Source organism: Saccharothrix tamanrassetensis (assembly GCF_014203665.1).
Lineage (GTDB): Bacteria > Actinomycetota > Actinomycetes > Mycobacteriales > Pseudonocardiaceae > Actinosynnema > Actinosynnema tamanrassetense.
In genome coordinates this window covers 682,486-698,150 of sequence record NZ_JACHJN010000001.1, presented here as the reverse complement: position 1 = coordinate 698,150, position 15,665 = coordinate 682,486, and the positions used below count along the sequence as shown (strand labels likewise).

At 72.8% G+C, this 15,665-nt stretch carries 12 protein-coding genes; 5 read left to right on the top strand and 7 right to left on the bottom strand.

What is annotated here, in order from left to right; genetic code table 11:
* Positions 1–455 precede the first annotated feature (455 nt).
* Positions 456–2,561: a putative bifunctional diguanylate cyclase/phosphodiesterase gene (locus FHS29_RS02795; RefSeq protein WP_184687864.1), complete on the bottom strand. Its 2,106-nt coding sequence runs from the start codon at positions 2,559–2,561 to the stop codon at positions 456–458.
* Position 2,562: 1 nt separating this feature from the next.
* The gene (locus FHS29_RS02790) at positions 2,563–3,381 is read right to left on the bottom strand and encodes an SAM-dependent methyltransferase (RefSeq protein WP_184687862.1); all 819 of its coding nucleotides are present in this window, start codon (positions 3,379–3,381) and stop codon (positions 2,563–2,565) included.
* A gap of 153 nt (positions 3,382–3,534) precedes the next feature.
* Between FHS29_RS02790 and FHS29_RS02785 the strand changes: the two genes are divergently transcribed.
* The 3 genes from FHS29_RS02785 to FHS29_RS02775 all read left to right on the top strand — a co-directional run bounded on the left by FHS29_RS02785 (position 3,535) and on the right by FHS29_RS02775 (position 6,977).
* Positions 3,535–4,860, top strand: a complete 1,326-nt coding sequence (locus FHS29_RS02785) for a cytochrome P450 (protein ID WP_184687860.1) — start codon at positions 3,535–3,537, stop codon at positions 4,858–4,860.
* 17 nt (positions 4,861–4,877) lie between these two features.
* Positions 4,878–5,882, top strand: coding sequence for an alpha/beta hydrolase (locus tag FHS29_RS02780; protein ID WP_184687858.1), 1,005 nt, complete (start codon positions 4,878–4,880; stop codon positions 5,880–5,882).
* A gap of 177 nt (positions 5,883–6,059) precedes the next feature.
* Complete coding sequence (locus tag FHS29_RS02775; protein ID WP_184687856.1) at positions 6,060–6,977, top strand: bifunctional DNA primase/polymerase; 918 nt, start codon at positions 6,060–6,062, stop codon at positions 6,975–6,977.
* 124 nt (positions 6,978–7,101) lie between these two features.
* Here the strand turns inward: FHS29_RS02775 and FHS29_RS02770 are convergent, their stop codons facing one another.
* A complete protein-coding gene (locus FHS29_RS02770) occupies positions 7,102–9,834 on the bottom strand; it encodes an AfsR/SARP family transcriptional regulator (protein ID WP_184687854.1) in 2,733 nt (910 codons plus the stop codon).
* Positions 9,835–10,057: 223 nt separating this feature from the next.
* Here FHS29_RS02770 and FHS29_RS02765 point away from each other — a divergent pair, with 223 nt between their 5' ends.
* Together FHS29_RS02765 and FHS29_RS02760 are read left to right on the top strand one after the other, a co-directional pair.
* On the top strand, positions 10,058–11,422 hold the full coding sequence (locus tag FHS29_RS02765) for a M20/M25/M40 family metallo-hydrolase (RefSeq protein WP_184687852.1): 1,365 nt from the start codon (positions 10,058–10,060) through the stop codon (positions 11,420–11,422).
* A 302-nt stretch (positions 11,423–11,724) separates the two neighbouring features.
* Positions 11,725–12,942 (top strand): SGNH/GDSL hydrolase family protein, encoded by a 1,218-nt coding sequence (locus tag FHS29_RS02760; protein WP_184687850.1) that lies wholly within the window; start codon positions 11,725–11,727, stop codon positions 12,940–12,942.
* A gap of 90 nt (positions 12,943–13,032) precedes the next feature.
* Here the strand turns inward: FHS29_RS02760 and FHS29_RS02755 are convergent, their stop codons facing one another.
* The 4 genes from FHS29_RS02755 to FHS29_RS02740 are packed head-to-tail and all read right to left on the bottom strand — an operon-like array spanning position 13,033 to position 15,637.
* Positions 13,033–13,419, bottom strand: a complete 387-nt coding sequence (locus FHS29_RS02755; protein ID WP_184687849.1) for a nuclear transport factor 2 family protein — start codon at positions 13,417–13,419, stop codon at positions 13,033–13,035.
* A 9-nt stretch (positions 13,420–13,428) separates the two neighbouring features.
* On the bottom strand, positions 13,429–14,202 hold the full coding sequence (locus FHS29_RS02750) for a molybdenum cofactor biosynthesis F family protein (protein ID WP_184687847.1): 774 nt from the start codon (positions 14,200–14,202) through the stop codon (positions 13,429–13,431).
* A gap of 11 nt (positions 14,203–14,213) precedes the next feature.
* A complete protein-coding gene (locus FHS29_RS02745) occupies positions 14,214–15,008 on the bottom strand; it encodes an SDR family NAD(P)-dependent oxidoreductase (RefSeq protein WP_184687845.1) in 795 nt (264 codons plus the stop codon).
* On the bottom strand, positions 14,975–15,637 hold the full coding sequence (locus tag FHS29_RS02740) for an SDR family NAD(P)-dependent oxidoreductase (protein WP_184687844.1): 663 nt from the start codon (positions 15,635–15,637) through the stop codon (positions 14,975–14,977). Before FHS29_RS02740 ends, FHS29_RS02745 begins: the two co-directional genes overlap by 34 nt.
* Positions 15,638–15,665 lie beyond the last annotated feature (28 nt).

Here is a 15,665-nt window from a genome sequence, read left to right as displayed (position 1 = left end):
ACGGACACTTGTCACGTCATCGGCGTGACAATTCGGTCAGCTGTTCGAACGTCGCCGCGACCTCAACGGCCGGGGGCGAACCCGGCCGTTGAGGCCCGGAGCCGTCTGCGCGGGTGACAGCCCGCACATCACTGCTGCGCTGCGGTTCCACCAAGCGCTGCTGCGCCGCGGACAGGGGCTGACGGGCACACCACGGGCACTGCTGCTTTCCCTGCCCCCGCCACCACAGACCGGGAAGTCGCGGGGCGTGACCCGGACAAGGCGCACTTCCACCGTGCGGTGGACGGTTCCCGGCTCCGGCGGGCCGGTCGTGCCGTGCACCCGGCCCGTGGAAGCAGGTGAGGTCGCGGCCGGCGGCGCTCCGGGGGTCGCCGTCGTAGACCGGTGCGGGCCGGTCCGCAGCGCCGACCCGAGCCGGCCGCTCGGGACGACCGGGCCGCGTCGACGCGTGCGGATCAGGTTGAACCGGCGTGGCCGATCGCGTCCGGCGGCCCGGCCGGGGCGAACAGCGGACCCGAAGCGGTGGCCGCGCCGGCCTCGCGCCACCACTGGGCCTGGGCGCGGGTCGTCACGCCGGCGACGGACACGCCGACGCCCGCCTCTCGCACCACGGCCAGCACGTTCGCCAGCGCCTGCGCCACCACCGGCGCGGGCTGGTCGGTCAGCGGCCGGCACATCCGCACCGCCCGCGTCGGGAAGCCCGCCACCCGCAGCAGTTCGGCGGGCGCCGCGGTGAAGCCGTCCACCTCCACGCCGACGCCGCTCTCCGCCAGGATGCGCAGGTTGTCGGCCGGCTCCTGCTCGCCCAGCACCAGGTCGGCGGGCGCGCCCAGCCACAGCGACGCGGCGGGCAGCCCGGTGTCCGCCAACGACTCCCGCACCACGCTTACCAGGTCCGGGTCGGCCGCCTGACCGGCCGACAGCGACATCCGCACCGGCACTTCCCGTCCCAGCTCGCGCCGCCACGCCCGGCCCTGCTCGCAGGCCAGCCGCAGCATCCAGGTGCCCAGCGGCACGATCAGCCCGGTGTCCTCGGCCAGGGCGAGGCACTGCTCGTGCGGCACGGTGCCGAGCCTCGGGTGTTCCCAGCGCAGCAGCGCCTCCGCCGCGACGATCCGCTCGTCGGTGAGCCGCACCAGCGGCTGGTACTCGACCCGCAGCTCGCCGTTCTCCCACGCGCCGGGCATGGTCGCGGCCATGCTGAACATCCGTCGGTCCAGCGCGTCGCGGGTGGGGTCGGCCAGCTCCCACTGCCGCTTGCCGTTGCCCCTGGCACGGCGCAGCGTCAGGTCCGCCGAGTCGAGCAGGTCGTGCGGCGAGGCGTCCCGCGGCGGGCGGTGCACCACGCCGATCGTCGCCGAGCACGCGATCCGGTGGCCGTCCGTGTCGAACGGGGCGGAGAGCCGGTCGTTGATGCGGCGCACCATGGTCACCACGTCCGGCGTCGACCCGGTGTTCTCCACCAGGATCGCGAACTCGTCGTAGCCGAACCGCGCCACCATCGCGGTCTCGTCCGCGACCACCTCCTGCAGCCGGGCGGCGACCACCTTCAGCAGGTGGTCGCCCACCTGCCTGCCGAGGCCGCCGGTCACCAGCGAGAAGCCGTCCAGGTCCAGATGGAACACGGTGACGCCGGTCGCCGGGTCGGCGGTGCGCAGCGCCTGCTCCAGCCGGCTGGTGAAGTACTGGCGGTTGGGCAGCCTGGTCAGCACGTCGTGCAGCGACTGGTGGTTGAGCTGGCCCTGCAACAGGTTCACGTCGGTGGCGTCCTCGGCCAGCACGATCACCTGGTTGCCGCCCTCGTGCCGGCGCAGCGGCGACAGGGTCAGCGTCACCCACGCGACCTCGCCGTCCGCGCGCAGCAACCGGCGCGGCTGGGTGATCGACGTGGTGCCGCCCTCGGTCAGCTGCGCGAAGTCGGTGCGCAGGCCGTCCCGCTCGTCCGGGTGCACCAGGTCGAACAGGGACGTGCCGCCCAGCTCCGACCGCGTGCGGTCGACGATGCGGGCCAGCGCGGCGTTCGTCCGCAGCAGCCTGCCCGCCAGGTCGGCGGTCGCTATCCCGGTCGAGGTGTGGCCCTCCACCATGTCGTAGCGGGCGTTGCCGACCTCCAGGTCCAGCTGCGCTTGGCGCATCGCCCGGTACAGCGAGCGGCCCAACTGTTCCTGCTGGTCCAGGGTGGACACCCGGATCCGTTCCACGAAACCGGCCGCCAGCGCGGCGATCACGTCGACCACGCGGTCGCGCAGCTTCTCGGTCTGGCTCAGGCCCGCCATGCCCAGCAGGCCCTTGCTCACCACCTCCACCGAGCACTGGAGGGCGTCCGGCGAGGTGCAGTTGAGGTCCACCAGCGCCGTGCCCACCTCGCGCCCGACCTTGTGGGCCAGCGCCTCGTTGCCGACACCCGCGCACAGCCGTTCCACCAGGCCGAGCAGGTGGCGTTCCAGCTCGACGCTGCTCAGCGGGATGAAGGTGCGCGAGCTGAGCAGGTAGGTCCACTTCTTCGCGAGCTTCGCGCGGGCGCGGAGCCCGTCCGCGTCCTGGGGAAGCGCAGCGGTCATGTCAGCGGCTCCCGGTCGCCGGTTTGCGGCCCACTCCCACGTACACCTGCGTGTTGTCGTCCGGGTCGTCCGAGATGCCGCCCACGCCGTCCGGCCGCCACAGCGCGCAGCCCGTGACGCCCGGCTCCTCCAGCTCGAACCCGGTGAACAACGCGCTGACCTCGGCGTGCGTGCGGTAGACCAGGTTGTCCTGGGAATTGCTGCGCCGCACGGTGTTCGCCGCCTCGCGCATGGTGTCCACCCGGCGGTCGGCGGTGGCGTGCGAGACCACCAGGCGGCTGCCCGGCGCCAGGCGGTCCCGGTAGCGGCCGATGTAGCCGACGGGGTCCTCGGAGTCCGGCGAGAAGTGCACGACCAGCAGCATGAGCACGGCGATCGGCCGGTCGAAGTCCAGCAGGGCGGTGATCTCCGGCCGGGACAGCAGGTCCTCCGGCTCGCGCAGGTCCGCCTGCACCGCGGTGGCGCGCTCGACGCCCGCGAGGATCATCCGGCTGTGCGCCACCGCGACCGGGTCCTTGTCGACGTAGACGACGTTCGCCTGCGGCGCGATCTCGTGCACGTTGCCGACGGTCGGGATGCCCGATCCGATGTCCAGGAACTGGTTGATTCCAGAATCCACCAGATGGGTGACGGCGCGGCGCAGGAACGCGCGGTTCAACCGGACCAGGTCGCGCGCCCCGGGCAGCACGCACAGCATTTGGTCGCCCATCCTGCGGTCCACCGCGAGGTTGTGCGCACCGCCGAGCAGGTAGTCATATGTCCTGGCCACACTGGGTACGTTGACGTCGATGCCGTCGGGAACCCAGTCGAGGTCGGTCATGGCGCACTCCAGTCGGTAAGCGAACCAGAACATCCAACCGCTTCGCGCGTTCTGGCACCAGCCGATCCAACAAGTTAACTCGATTGCGCGATCCCCACGGCGTCCGAACGGCGCATAGAGTGCACGCGGTCGATCCCGGCTGGAGGCAAGGCGATGACCGCCGATATCGGAAAAAGCGAGGCTCCCGCAGTTCCCGGCCGGCTGCCGCTGGTCGGGCACACCGCCGCCATGCTGCGAGAACGCCTCGACTTCACCGCGAAACTGCGGTCCTACGGCGATGTCGTGCGGTTGCGCCTCGGTCCGCTAGCGGTGCACTTCGTGACCACGCCCGAATTGGCCTACCAGGTGCTCACCGGGCAGACCGACAAGTTCGACAAGGGCATCCTGGTGGACAAACTCCGGCGCGCCTTCGGGAACGGTCTGGTCAGCACGGACGGCGAATTCCACCGGAGCCAGCGGCGGATGATCCAGCCCGCGTTCAGTCGCCGCGCACTGGCCCGGCACGCGGAAGTGATGACCGAATCGGCCGGTGAAATGGTCGATTCCTGGTGGGCCGGACAAGAACTCGCGCTGGACCGCCGGATGCAGGACTTCACGATCTCGGTGGTGGGCCGCACGCTGTTCTCCGCCGACTTCGGTCCGCGGGTCGGCGCCGAGATCCGGCGGTACACACCGACTCTGATCAGGCTCGGCGTGCTGCGCGCGCTCACCCCGTCATTGCTCTCGTTACCGGTGAGAAGGCGGTTCGACAACGCCGTCGCGCACGTGCACCGGGTGGTGGACGACGTGGTCGCCGGCGGCCGGGAGGACCGGGACGACCTGCTGTCGGTGCTGTTGCGGGCGCGGGACGAGGCCGGCGAGCCGATGAGCCGGCAGCAGGTGCGCGACGAGGTCGTCACCCTGCTGACGGCCGGCAGCGAGACCACCGGGATCGCGCTGTCCTGGCTGTTCCACGAGTTGGCCCGGAACCCGGGCGTGGAGGAGCGATTACACGCCGAGGTGGACGAGGTGGTCGGCCGCCGGGCGGCGACCTTCGAGGACGTGCCGTCGCTGGTCTACACGCAGCGCGTGATCAGCGAAGTGCTCCGCAAGTACCCGCTGTGGTTCCTGATGCGCCGCGCCAACACCGACGTGACGTTGGGCGGTGTGCGCATCCCGGCCGGCACCGAGGTCGGCTTCAGCCCCCACGCCCTGCACCACGACCCGCTGTCCTACGACGCGCCCGCGCGGTTCGACCCCGACCGGTGGCTGCCCACCCGCGCCCGGTCGGTGCCCCGAGGCGCGTACGTCCCCTTCGCGGGCGGCCTGCACCACTGTCCCGGACATTCGTACGCCTCGCTGGAGATCGCCATCGCCGCCGCCACCGTGGCGGCCCGCTGGCGCCTCGTGCCGGTGCCGGGGAAACCCGTGCACCCCAGGGTGGTCGGCCTGATGTACCCCAACCGGCTGCCGATGATTGCCCTGCCCCGCCGAAACTGATGGAGGTCGTCCCTACCTTGCGATACTCACTCGCCGCCGGTGCGGCGGCGCTGATCGTCGCGTCGACGCTCACCGCCGCGTCACCGGCCACCGCCGCGCCGTCGTGTCGCGACGTGCGCGCGCCCGTAACCGTGCTCGGCCACCGGGAGGTCGTCCACGGCACCCTCTGCACGCCCGACGGCGGCAGCCCCACGGTCCAGCTGCTGATCCCGGGTTCCACCTACAACAGCGCCTACTGGGACTACCCGGACGGTCAGCACTCGTTCCGCAACGCCCAGAACCGGGCCGGCTTCGCGACCCTGGCCGTCGACCGGCTCGGTACCGGCGACAGCTCCAAGCCGCTGGGCCTGACCCTGACCAGCACGGCGCAGGCGGAAGCCATGCACCAGGTGGTGCAGGGCCTGCGCTCCGGCGCGTACGGCCTGTCGTTCCGCAAGGTGATCATCGGCGGTCACTCGCTGGGCGCGTCGATCAGCGTCCTGGAGGCGGCCACCTACCGCGACGTGGACGGCGTGCTGCTCACCGGCATGACCCACCGCGCCAACCCGGCCGGCGTGGCGGCCGCGTTCGCCAACTTCATCCCGGCCAACCTGGACCGCAAGTTCGGCCTGCTGTACCCCCCGGGCTACCTGACCACCGCGCCGGGCAAGCGCTACGCGAGCTTCCACGCCCCCGGCTTCCTGTCGCCGTCCTTGCAGGCGTTGGAGGAGTCCACGAAGGACGTCTTCTCGCCCACCGAGGCGGCGGACAGCCTGGGCATCGCGGTGATCCTGCCGTACTCCAGGCTGATCAACGTGCCCGTGCTCTCCGTCGTGGGCAGCGAGGACAGGGCCGTCTGCGGTCTGCTGGCCACCAACTGCTCGTCCGCGGAGAGCCTGCGGGAGGACGAGGCGCCCTACTTCAGCGTGCCGCTGGACACCTACGTGCTGCCGGACTACGGCCACTCGATCAACCTCGCGCCCAACGCGGGGCAGTACTACTCGGCGGTCGCTTCCTGGGCGTTGGAGGAAGTGGGCCGTTGACCGTTGTGCGGGGTCCGCACGCGCCGCGGACCCCGCACATCGTCTCCACCTCCGAGTGACCGCGCACAGACAGTCCCGACCAGGCTCATCCGGACGCACCTGTACGACGGCGCGATCGGCACGCACACTGGTGGTCGGCGCGCTTCCCCCGACGCCGAGCGGCGGAGGGGGCCGACCATGGGCGGAATTCAGGCACGGCTGGCAGCGGCGGTGGCGGCGGTCGAACGGGGCTGGCCGGTGATCCCGTTGCGGCCGTTCGGGAAAGTGCCCGCGCTGAAGGACTGGGACCGGCGGGCCACGCTCGACCTGGACCAGGTGCTGGCCTGGTGGGAGCACAAGCCCTACAACATCGGGATCTCCTGCCGGGCGGCCGGGTTGCTGGTGGTCGACCTGGACCAGGGCGTGCCGCACGGCCGGGACGTGCTCGCCGATCTCGCGCACAGCCACGGTGCGGAAGACCCCCGGGACACGTACACGGTCGCCACGCCGAGCGGGGGAGAGCACCGGTACTTCCGTGCGCCCGACGTCCCGTTGCGCAACACCGTGGGCAAGCTCGGGCGGCACGTGGACACCCGTTCGGCGGGCGGGTACGTCGCGGCGCAGGGGTCGATCCGGCGGATCAGCAGTGGTCTGCGGCTGTACAAGGTGGTGCGGGACCTGCCGGTGGCACCGGCACCGGAATGGCTGGTCGGGATCCTCGGCCCGCCGAAGCCCGCGCCGCCGCCGGAGACCGCGGAGCCGTCCGCGCCACGACGGGTGCGCGCGTACCGGGCGGCGGTGGTGGACGGCGAGACCGAGCGGGTCCGGTCGGCGCGGCCCGGCACCCGGGCGCACGTGCTGTTCACGGCGGCGTGCCGGCTCGGCGAACTGGTCGGCGCGGGCTGGTTGGACGACCACGCGGCGGCGACCGTGCTGCTCGACGCCGCCGTGCGGCACAACGGGGTGGACGGCTGGACCGAGCGGGAAGCGTTGCACCACATAGCGAACGGCATCGCGACCGGCCGCCGGCGGCCCCGTGTCATCCCGGAACGCCGCTCGCCGACCGACGCCGGACGCGCCGTGCCACTGATCCCGACCCAGGACCGCTCCGGCTGAGCCGCACCCACCGTTCCGATCGGGCCCGGCCTACGACCGTTCCGGTCGGGGCGTTCTGGAACAGGTCCGGTCGAGCGCGATCGTGCGGTCCGGTACGCGAACCGAACCGGTCGGTGGCCCTGCCTCAGCTCCGGCTGAACAGCCGCGCCTCGATGCGGTCGGCGTCCTCGGTGCGCTGGTGGTGCCGGTACAGGGCCAAAGCCCCCTCCCACATCAGCCGCGCCTCGGCGAAGTCGCCCAACGCCGCGTGCGCGTGCCCGGTCCGCTCCAGGATCTCCGCCTCGGCCAACGTCCGCCCGAGTCGTCGGCACAACCCGAGCGCTTCCCGGTAGTACCGCAGCGATTCCGAGTGCCAACCCGCCTGGTGCGCGATGTTCCCCAGGCTGTCCAACACCGCCGACTCACCCTCCTCGTCCTGGTGCCGCCGGTACAGCGCGAGAGCGGACTCGCAGTGCGTGCGGGCCTGCTCGTAGTGGCCCATTCGGGTTTCCAACCAGCCCACGATGTTCAGGCCGTCCGCGACGTCCAGCGGCTCGCCGTGGTCCCGGTACAGGCCCAGCGCCCTCGTGGCGTGCCGCAACGCGCGCGCGTGGCGCTCCTGCCGCGTCCACGCCTGCGCCAGCGAGTAGTGGGTGTGCGCCCGGGAGACCTCGGCTCCCGGGCCCTGGGCGAGTGCCAGCGCCTGGTGCAGCCGGCGCACGGCGTCCCCGTGCTGCTCCAGCCAGAAGTGCGCGTATCCCAGCCGTCGGTGCGCCAAGACCTGGATGTCGTCGTCCCCCAGGTGTTGTGCGGCGGTCAACGCACGGCTCCACGTGGTGAGCATGTCGCGGTGCAGGCCCTGCCGCTGGTGGAACGTCTCCAGCGCCCACGCCAGCTGCCAGACCTGCGCGTGCAGACCCGCTTCGACCGCCAGGTCCTGCACCGCGAGCACACACGGGTACTCGGCCTGGAACCACGCCCACGCGGCGGCTTCGTCGGCGGGTGGAGCCGCTGCGCAACCCGAGGCGATCGGGCTGAGCGAGATCGGAACCCTGGTGGGGTAGAGCAACCGTTCGGCCGCGAACGCGTTGTGCGTGTAGTGGTCCACCAGCCGCCGAACCGCCGCCGGGGCGACGCCCGCCAAGTCGCCCGCGTACAACCGCACCAGGTCGTGCATCCGGTAGCGGCCGGCGCGGTCCCGGTGCACGAGGTTCGCCGACTCCAGGGTTCCCAGCAGCGCACGGGTTCGCGGCACCGGCAGCGCGGCCAGCGAGGCGACGGCGGTCAGGTCGGCGTCGGGCCCCGGCACCAGCCCGAGGAGGCGGAAGAGCCTGGCCGGGTCGGGGTACAGCGCCTGGTAGGACGCGCCGAACAGGGCGCGCAGGTTGAGCGCGGGATCCCCGGTGTCGAACGCGTCCAGCCTGCCCACCCGGTCGCGCAGCTCGTCGGCCAGCACCTGCAACGGCAGGTCGGGCGTGGTCGCGGCGCGGGCGGCCACGATCCCCAGCGCCAGCGGGAGGCCGGCGCACGGGCGCAGCAGGGAGTCGACGGCCGCCGGTTCGGCGTCGACCCGTGCCGGGCCCAGCTGCCGTGCCAGGACTTCCCTGGACTCGTCGTCCCCCAGCAGGTCCACCGGTACCGGCAGGGTGCGGCTGGTGGCGATCAGGCCGGTGAGGGCGTGCCGGCTGGTGATCAGGACCGTGCAGCGGGAGCCGCCGGGGATCAGCGGGGCCACCTGGTCCGGGTCGCGGGCGTTGTCCAGCACGACGAGCATCCGCCGGTCCGCCACCAGGCTGCGGTACAGGCCCACGGCCGCGTCCGGGTCGGACGGGACGGAGTCGACGCCCAGCGCGTCCAGGAAGCCGCGCACGGCCGTCGCCGAGTCCAGCGGCGTGCGGTCCGGGCTGAACCCGCGCAGGTCGACGAACAGCTGCCCGTCCGGGAACCGGTCCAGGTGCCGGTGCGCCCAGTGCAGCGCCAGCCAGGTCTTGCCGATGCCGCCCGCGCCCGCGATCGCCGCGACGGCCACGGTCGACGAGCCGGTCAGCGCCTCGTCGAGCCGGGCGAGCTCCCGGTGGCGGCCGACGAACGTGCCCGGTGCGGCGGGCAGTTGGCGCGGCATCGGGGTGTGCTCGACGCGCGGCGCGGTCAGCGCGGGGTCGGCGTCGAGGATCTTGCGGTGCAGCTCCCGCAGCGCCGGGCCGGGATCGGTGCCCAGCTCCGCCAGCGAGGCGTACACCCGCCGGTAGTGCTCCAGCGCGTCGGCGGCCCGGCCCGCGCGGTAGAGGGCGAGCAGGTACTGGCAGGCGACCCGTTCGTCGCGCGGTCGTCCGGCGGCCCGCGCGGCCAGTTCGGTGACCAGCTGCTCGCCGTACCCCAGCCGCAGGCGCACGTCGGTGTGGTCGCACTCGGCGTCCAGCCGCTCCCGGTCCAGCCGGTCCCGCTCGTCGGCCGCCCAGTCGCTGTCCAGGCCGGTGAGCGCCGCCCCGCGCCACAGGTCCAGCGCCTCCGCCAGCAGCCGCTCCGCCATCCGGTCGTCGGCTGTCCGGGCGGCCCGCGCGCGCAGGTCCCGGAACCGGTACAGGTCGACCGATCCCGGGTCTGCCAGGAGGACGTAGCCGCCCGATCTCCGGACGATCGGCGCGTCGTCGGCCAGCACCTGCCGCAGCCGCGAGATGTAGCTGGACAACGTCGCCCGTGCGCGGGTGGGCGGGTGCACGCCCCAAACCCGCGTCATCAGCTCGCTCACCGACAGCACGCGGTTGACGTCCACGGCCAGCGCCGCGAGCACGCACCGCTGCCGTGCCGGACCGGGATCGATCGACTGCCCCCGTGCCCGCGCGGAGACTTCTCCGAGCAGGCGGAATTCCACTGACATGCCCAGCCCCCTGGTTCCCCGGTGCACAGGGATAGCGGGTCGACGGGTTCCGGACAGGCGGTTGCCCGGGGTTCACACGATCGGCGGTAGGCACCGAGCCCGCGCAACGGGCGGGCGTCCGGCGATGTCGCTGATCTCCAAGAAGCCGGCGCGGACAGGCAACGAACCGCGATGCCGGCCTGTCGCAGACTTGTCACAGGCGAGCACTCGGGGGGAGAGACTGATGCGCAGTGTCGCGCTGGTCCTGGCGATCATGCTGCTGGGCGGCCAGCCCGCGGTCGGGTCGACGAACGTGTGGCTCGCCAGGGCGTTGTCGGCGGCGGTGAGCACGCGTGACGCCATGGACTCGGTCCGGGCGTTCGACGCCATCGCGAAAGCCAACGGCGGCAACCGGGAAGCGGGCCGTCCCGGTTACGAGAGGTCGCGCGAGTACGTCGAGCGCGTGCTGACCCGCGCCGGGTACCGCGTGTACGCGCAACCCGTGCCGTTCCTGGCTTTCCGGGTGGACACCGAGAAACTGGCCGCGCCGGGCGAGGTGAAGGTGCTGATGGCCCAGTTCGTCCCGTCCGGCAAGGTGACCGGGCAACTGGCGCGCGCCGCGCAGGCCGGGTGCCAGGTCGCCGACTACCGGCCCGGCACCGCGATCGCCGTGGTGCCGTCCGGGGTGTGCCCGATCGGTGACAAGGCAGTGGCCGCACGGGACGCGGGCGTGCGGGCGGTGCTGGTCTACGACGTGTCCCCGGTGCCGGACACCATCATCCGCCGACGGGCGGTCGGGACGCCGCTGCCGGTGGGTTTCATCAGCCAACGCAGCGCCGAATCGCTGCCGGCGGGAATCGCGACACTGGAGTTGAGCGGCCGGGCGGTCGAGTCCACCACCGTCAACCTGTTCGCCGAGACCTCCGGCGGGCGCGAGGACAGCATCGTCATGGCGGGCGCGCACCTGGACGGCGGCGCGGACGGGCCGGGCATCAACGACAACGCGACCAGCGTCGCGGCGGTGCTGGAGACGGCGGTGCGGCTCGCGCCGTACCAGCGGAAGGCGCCCAACAAGGTCCGGTTCGCGTTCTGGGGCGCGGAAGAACTGGTCAACGTCGGTTCCACGCACTACGTCGACACGCGCACACCGGAGCAGCTCGCGGCGATCAGCCTCTACCTGAACTGGGAACTCATCGCGTCGCCGAACTTCGTGCGGTTCGTGGTGGACGGGGACGACAGCGACCACCCGGACACCGGGGCACCGGCCGGGCCGCCCGGCTCCGGCGAGATCGAGGCCGTGCTGTCCGAGGGGTACCGGGTGCAGCGGCTGCCGTTCCGCACCGCCGACCTGAACGACATCCGGTCCGACCAGGAACCGTTCGCCCGCGCGGGGATCCCGATCGGCGGCGCGTTCGGCGGGGTGCGCGGCGTCAAGACCGCCGAGGAGGCCGCGGTGTTCGGCGGGACCGCCGGGCAGCCCTACGACCCGTGCTACCACCAGCCCTGCGACGACGTGTCGAACGTGCACGTCGGCGCGTTGGGCGAGGCGATGAGGGGAATGGCGTGGGCGGTGGGACGTTTCGCCGTCGACGACGACGTCCGGAGGTGACGGACGGGCCTGAGGTGTCCCGCGTTTCGATGTGGCGCAGTTCACGCGCAGCCCGAACGGGCACAAGGCAGGGACGCGGCGCGCACTCGTGCCCGGTCGGTGATCCCGGCAGGCAACCGCTGCTCAGGCCGGCGGAAGCGCTGTCCCAGCCGGCCGGATCGAGGTGGCGGGCGATGCCGTCCGCCGGCCCACCGCCACCCGGCGCGGGTCGGACCGGCCGCTGATCCCGGTGAGCCGGGGAACAACGCGGCCACGGCTCGGGTTGACCCGGTTCACAGATCGACTTTGGGGGTCAATCGAGGATGAAGAGATTCGCGGTACTGCTGTTCGCCGCCGTGCTGGGGGTGGCGCTCGCGCCCGCCGCGTCGGCGCACCCGGGCTGGGCGGCGACCTGGGCGGCCTCGCCGCACGCGCCGACCGACGTCTTCGGGCCGTCGTGGGGCACCGAGGGGTTCGACAACCACACCGTGCGGCAGGTGGTGCGGATCAGCTCGGGCGGACCGGCCATTCGGATCAGGCTGTCCAACGCCTACAGCGCCGCGCCGCTGAAGGTGACCGGGGCGACCGTCGGGCGGGCCGGGACCGGTGCGGCCGTGCGGCCGGAATCGTTGCGGCACCTGACGTTCGGCGGCAGCCGGTCGGTCACCGTGCGGGCGGGCGGCCAGTCGGTCAGCGATGTGGCGTTCCTGCCGGTCCAGCCGCTGGAGCGGCTGACCGTCACGCTGTACCTCGCGGGCAGGACCGGTCCGGCGACCGGGCACACGTTCGCCGGCGCCACCAGCTACCGGGCGTCCGGCGACCACCGGGCGGACGCGTCGGGTGACGCGTTCGGCGAGACTTCCACGTCCTGGTACTACGTCAACGCGGTGGAAGCGGTGGACCGGACACCGCGCCGCGACGTCGTGGTGGCGTTCGGCGACTCGATCACCGACGGTGCCGCGTCCACTGTGGACGGCGACAACCGGTACCCGGACGAGCTCGCGGAACGGCTGCGCGGTCGGAAGAGCGTGGTGAACGCCGGCATCGGCGGCAACCGGGTGCTCAACGACTCGTCGTGCTTCGGGGAGAAGGCCACCGAGCGGTTCGCGCGGGACGCGCTCGCCCAGCCGGACGTGCGCACGGTGATCCTGCTGGAGGGCATCAACGACATCGGGTTCAGCAACTTCCCGATCGACTGCGCGCTGCCCAACCCGGAGGTGACGGCCGCCGAGCTGGTCGAGGGCTACCGGGACCTGATCCGGCAGGCGCACGCGAAGGGCGTCCGGATCGTCGGGGCGACCCTGCTGCCGTTCAAGGGCGCGGCGTACTACACCGAGCGCGGCGAGGCGGTGCGGGACGAGGTGAACACCTGGATCCGCACGTCCGGCGAGTTCGACGCGGTGGTCGACTTCGACCGCGCCACGGCGGACCCGGCCGACCGGGACGCGCTGCTGCCGCTCTACGACAGCGGCGACCACCTGCACCCGAGCGACGCGGGCTACCGCGCGATGGCCGAGGCCGTCGACCTCTCGGCCCTGTAGGGCGATCGCGGACGGCACCCGCGACCGCCGGCACACCGGCGAGCGGGTGGAAGGAGCGGACCGCCCCGCCGAGGGCGGCCCGCTCCGGTCTCAGGACTCCGCGGCCAGGATCAGCGCGGTGTCGGCCACCTGCTCGAAGCTCGTGACGCGACCGTCCGCGACCCGCCAGATGTGCGTGAAGCGGGCGGTCATGCCCTTGCCGGTGGCGCGGTGCACGCCGGTGTAGTTGCCCAGCGCGATCACCGTGTCGCCCGCGTCGAACAGGTCGGCGACGGTGACGGTGAACGACGCCCACTCCGCGCCGATGCGGTGGAACACGTTGGCGCGGATGGCCTCCACACCGATGTACGTGCCGCCGTAGGTGGAACCGGCGACCTCGGTCCAGCTGGCGTCGGGGGCCAGCGGGGCCAGCATCCCCTCCAGGTCGCCCCGGTCGGAGGCGGCGTAGTGGGCGCGGACGACTTCCAGTGCGGTCATGGTCTTCCTTCAGACGGGCTGGTCTTCGGGGTACGAGACCCGGCCGAGTGGGATGATGTGCGCGCCGCCGGGCGCGTTGCGGATCTCGCCCTGGCCGTTGAGGCCGAAGAAGACACCCGTGGTGCGCATGGCGTCCAGGTCGTAGAGCCACGTGGTGGCGACCGGGATGCGGAACTCGCGGAACGTGAACACGTACCGGTTCTCCGCGATCTTGTACGCCGTGGCGAGGTCGACGTCGCCGTGGCCGTGCTGCTCGCCGACCAGGCACTGCCAGGCGTAGCGCTCGGAGCTCAGGTACACGTGCTCGTACAGGTGGTTCGGGCTGTACCGGTAGAGCGCGCGCCAGCCGATGAGGTCGCGGGTCGGCGCCGGGGCCTCGCCCTTGGGGCCGACACCGTCGCCGGTGTCCAGCACGCCGGGGCGGAACACCTGGGACACCTGGGGGACGCCGTCGGTCTTCGTCTCCGCGATGGTCGACTCGACGCTGAGCGTCCGCCGGCTGTCCAGGTCGGCGACCAGCACCGCGGACTCGCGCGGCGTGCCGGCGAAGACGAACGAGACGAAGAAGGTCCCCGGCGCGCCCTCCACCGCCTCGTACCGGTCGGTGGCCTTCACGTCGCCGGCCGACCAGTCCACAGTGGACTCGTCGGTGAAGGACAGCGTCACCTCGCCGCCGTCGTCGTGCCGCACCGTCCAGGTGCGGCCGACGAGTGCGCTGCTGCGGGGCAGCCGGTTCCCGTCGATGCCCTTGGCGAAGTCGTCGACGGTCTTCCAGTCCGACATCGGGTGTCCTCTCAGGCTAGTTCGATGGTGGGCAGGTCGACGGCGCTGGCGCCCGCGTCCGCGGTGACCACCGCGCCGCTGACGATCGAGGCCTCCGAGGACGCCAGGAACGCGATCACGGACGCCACCTCCTCCGCCTCGGCGGGCCGGCCCAGCGGGGTGTTCTCGGTCAGCAGCGCGTAGGCGTCGTCCCGGCTCAGGCCGCGGGTCTCGCCGAACCGGTCCATCTGCTCGTCGGCCATCGCGGTGCGCACCCAGCCGGGGCACACCACGTTCGCCCGCACGCCGAACTTGCCGTAGTCGCGGGCGATGGACCTGCTCAGACCGATCAGGGCGTGCTTGGTGGCGGTGTAGCCCGCGACAGCCGGCCCGGCGAACAGGCCCGCGAGCGAGGACACCAGCACGACCGAGCCACCGCCGTCCACCAAGCCCGGCAGCGCGGCCCGGATGGTGACGAACGCGCTGGTCAGGTTGGCGTCCAGGGCCAGCTTCCAGCCCTCGTCGGTGGTCTCGCCCGCCGTGCCGAGGCCGTGGCCGCCCGCGTTGGCCACCACCACGTCGATCCGGCCGAGGCGTTCGGTCGCGGTCTTGACGACGTCGGCCATGGCCGCGCTGTCGGCGGCGTCGGCGGGCAGCGCGAGGGCGGCGTCGCCGAGCGGCTCGGCGACCTCCTTGAGCGGCGCCGGGCGGCGACCGGTCAGCACGACCTTGCCGCCCTCGGCGACGACCTGCCGGGCGGCGGCCGCGCCGATGCCGGTGCCCGCGCCGGTGATCAGGGCGACCCGGCCGGTGAATCGAGAGCCCATGTAGGTCCTCCAGTGGTGACGGCGAGGCCGGCGACGGTGTCGGCGACCTCGGCGGGATCGGGGGTGCAGCGGGCGGTGACGGAGCGGACCAGCACGCCCAGCGGCTCGGCGTCGCGGGCGACGGAGCGGACCAGGCCGCGGATGCCGCCCGCCGCCGCCGACTGGTGCGGCAGGTGCGGGCAGGCGACCGCGACGGCGACGATCACACCGCCACTGTCGCGCATCGCCCGCAGCGCCGCGCGGGTGGTGTAGAAGGCGGCGTCGAGCTGGGTGCCGAGGACGAGGTGCCAGGCCTCGTCGTCGAGCGCGAGGGACGACGGCGCGCCGTCCTCACCCGCCGCGCCGTCGGAGCCGGGGCAGGGGAGCGCGGGGCCGGTGGTGACCAGCAGGTCGAGCCGGCCGTAGTGCTGGACCACCGCCGCCACCGCCGACTCCGCCTGGGCCGGGTCGGCGGCCTCGGCGCGCACCGCCATCCCGCACCACAGGTCGCCGCCCACGATCTCCACCGCGGTGGAGTCCGAGTCCAGCGCCGCCACCCGTGCCCCGGCGGCGTCGAGCCTGCGCGCCACCGCCGCACCGATCCCGGAGCCCGCTCCGGTCACCAGCGCGACCTTGTCCTCCATGCCCATGATCGGACGTTATCCCCGGGGCACTCGC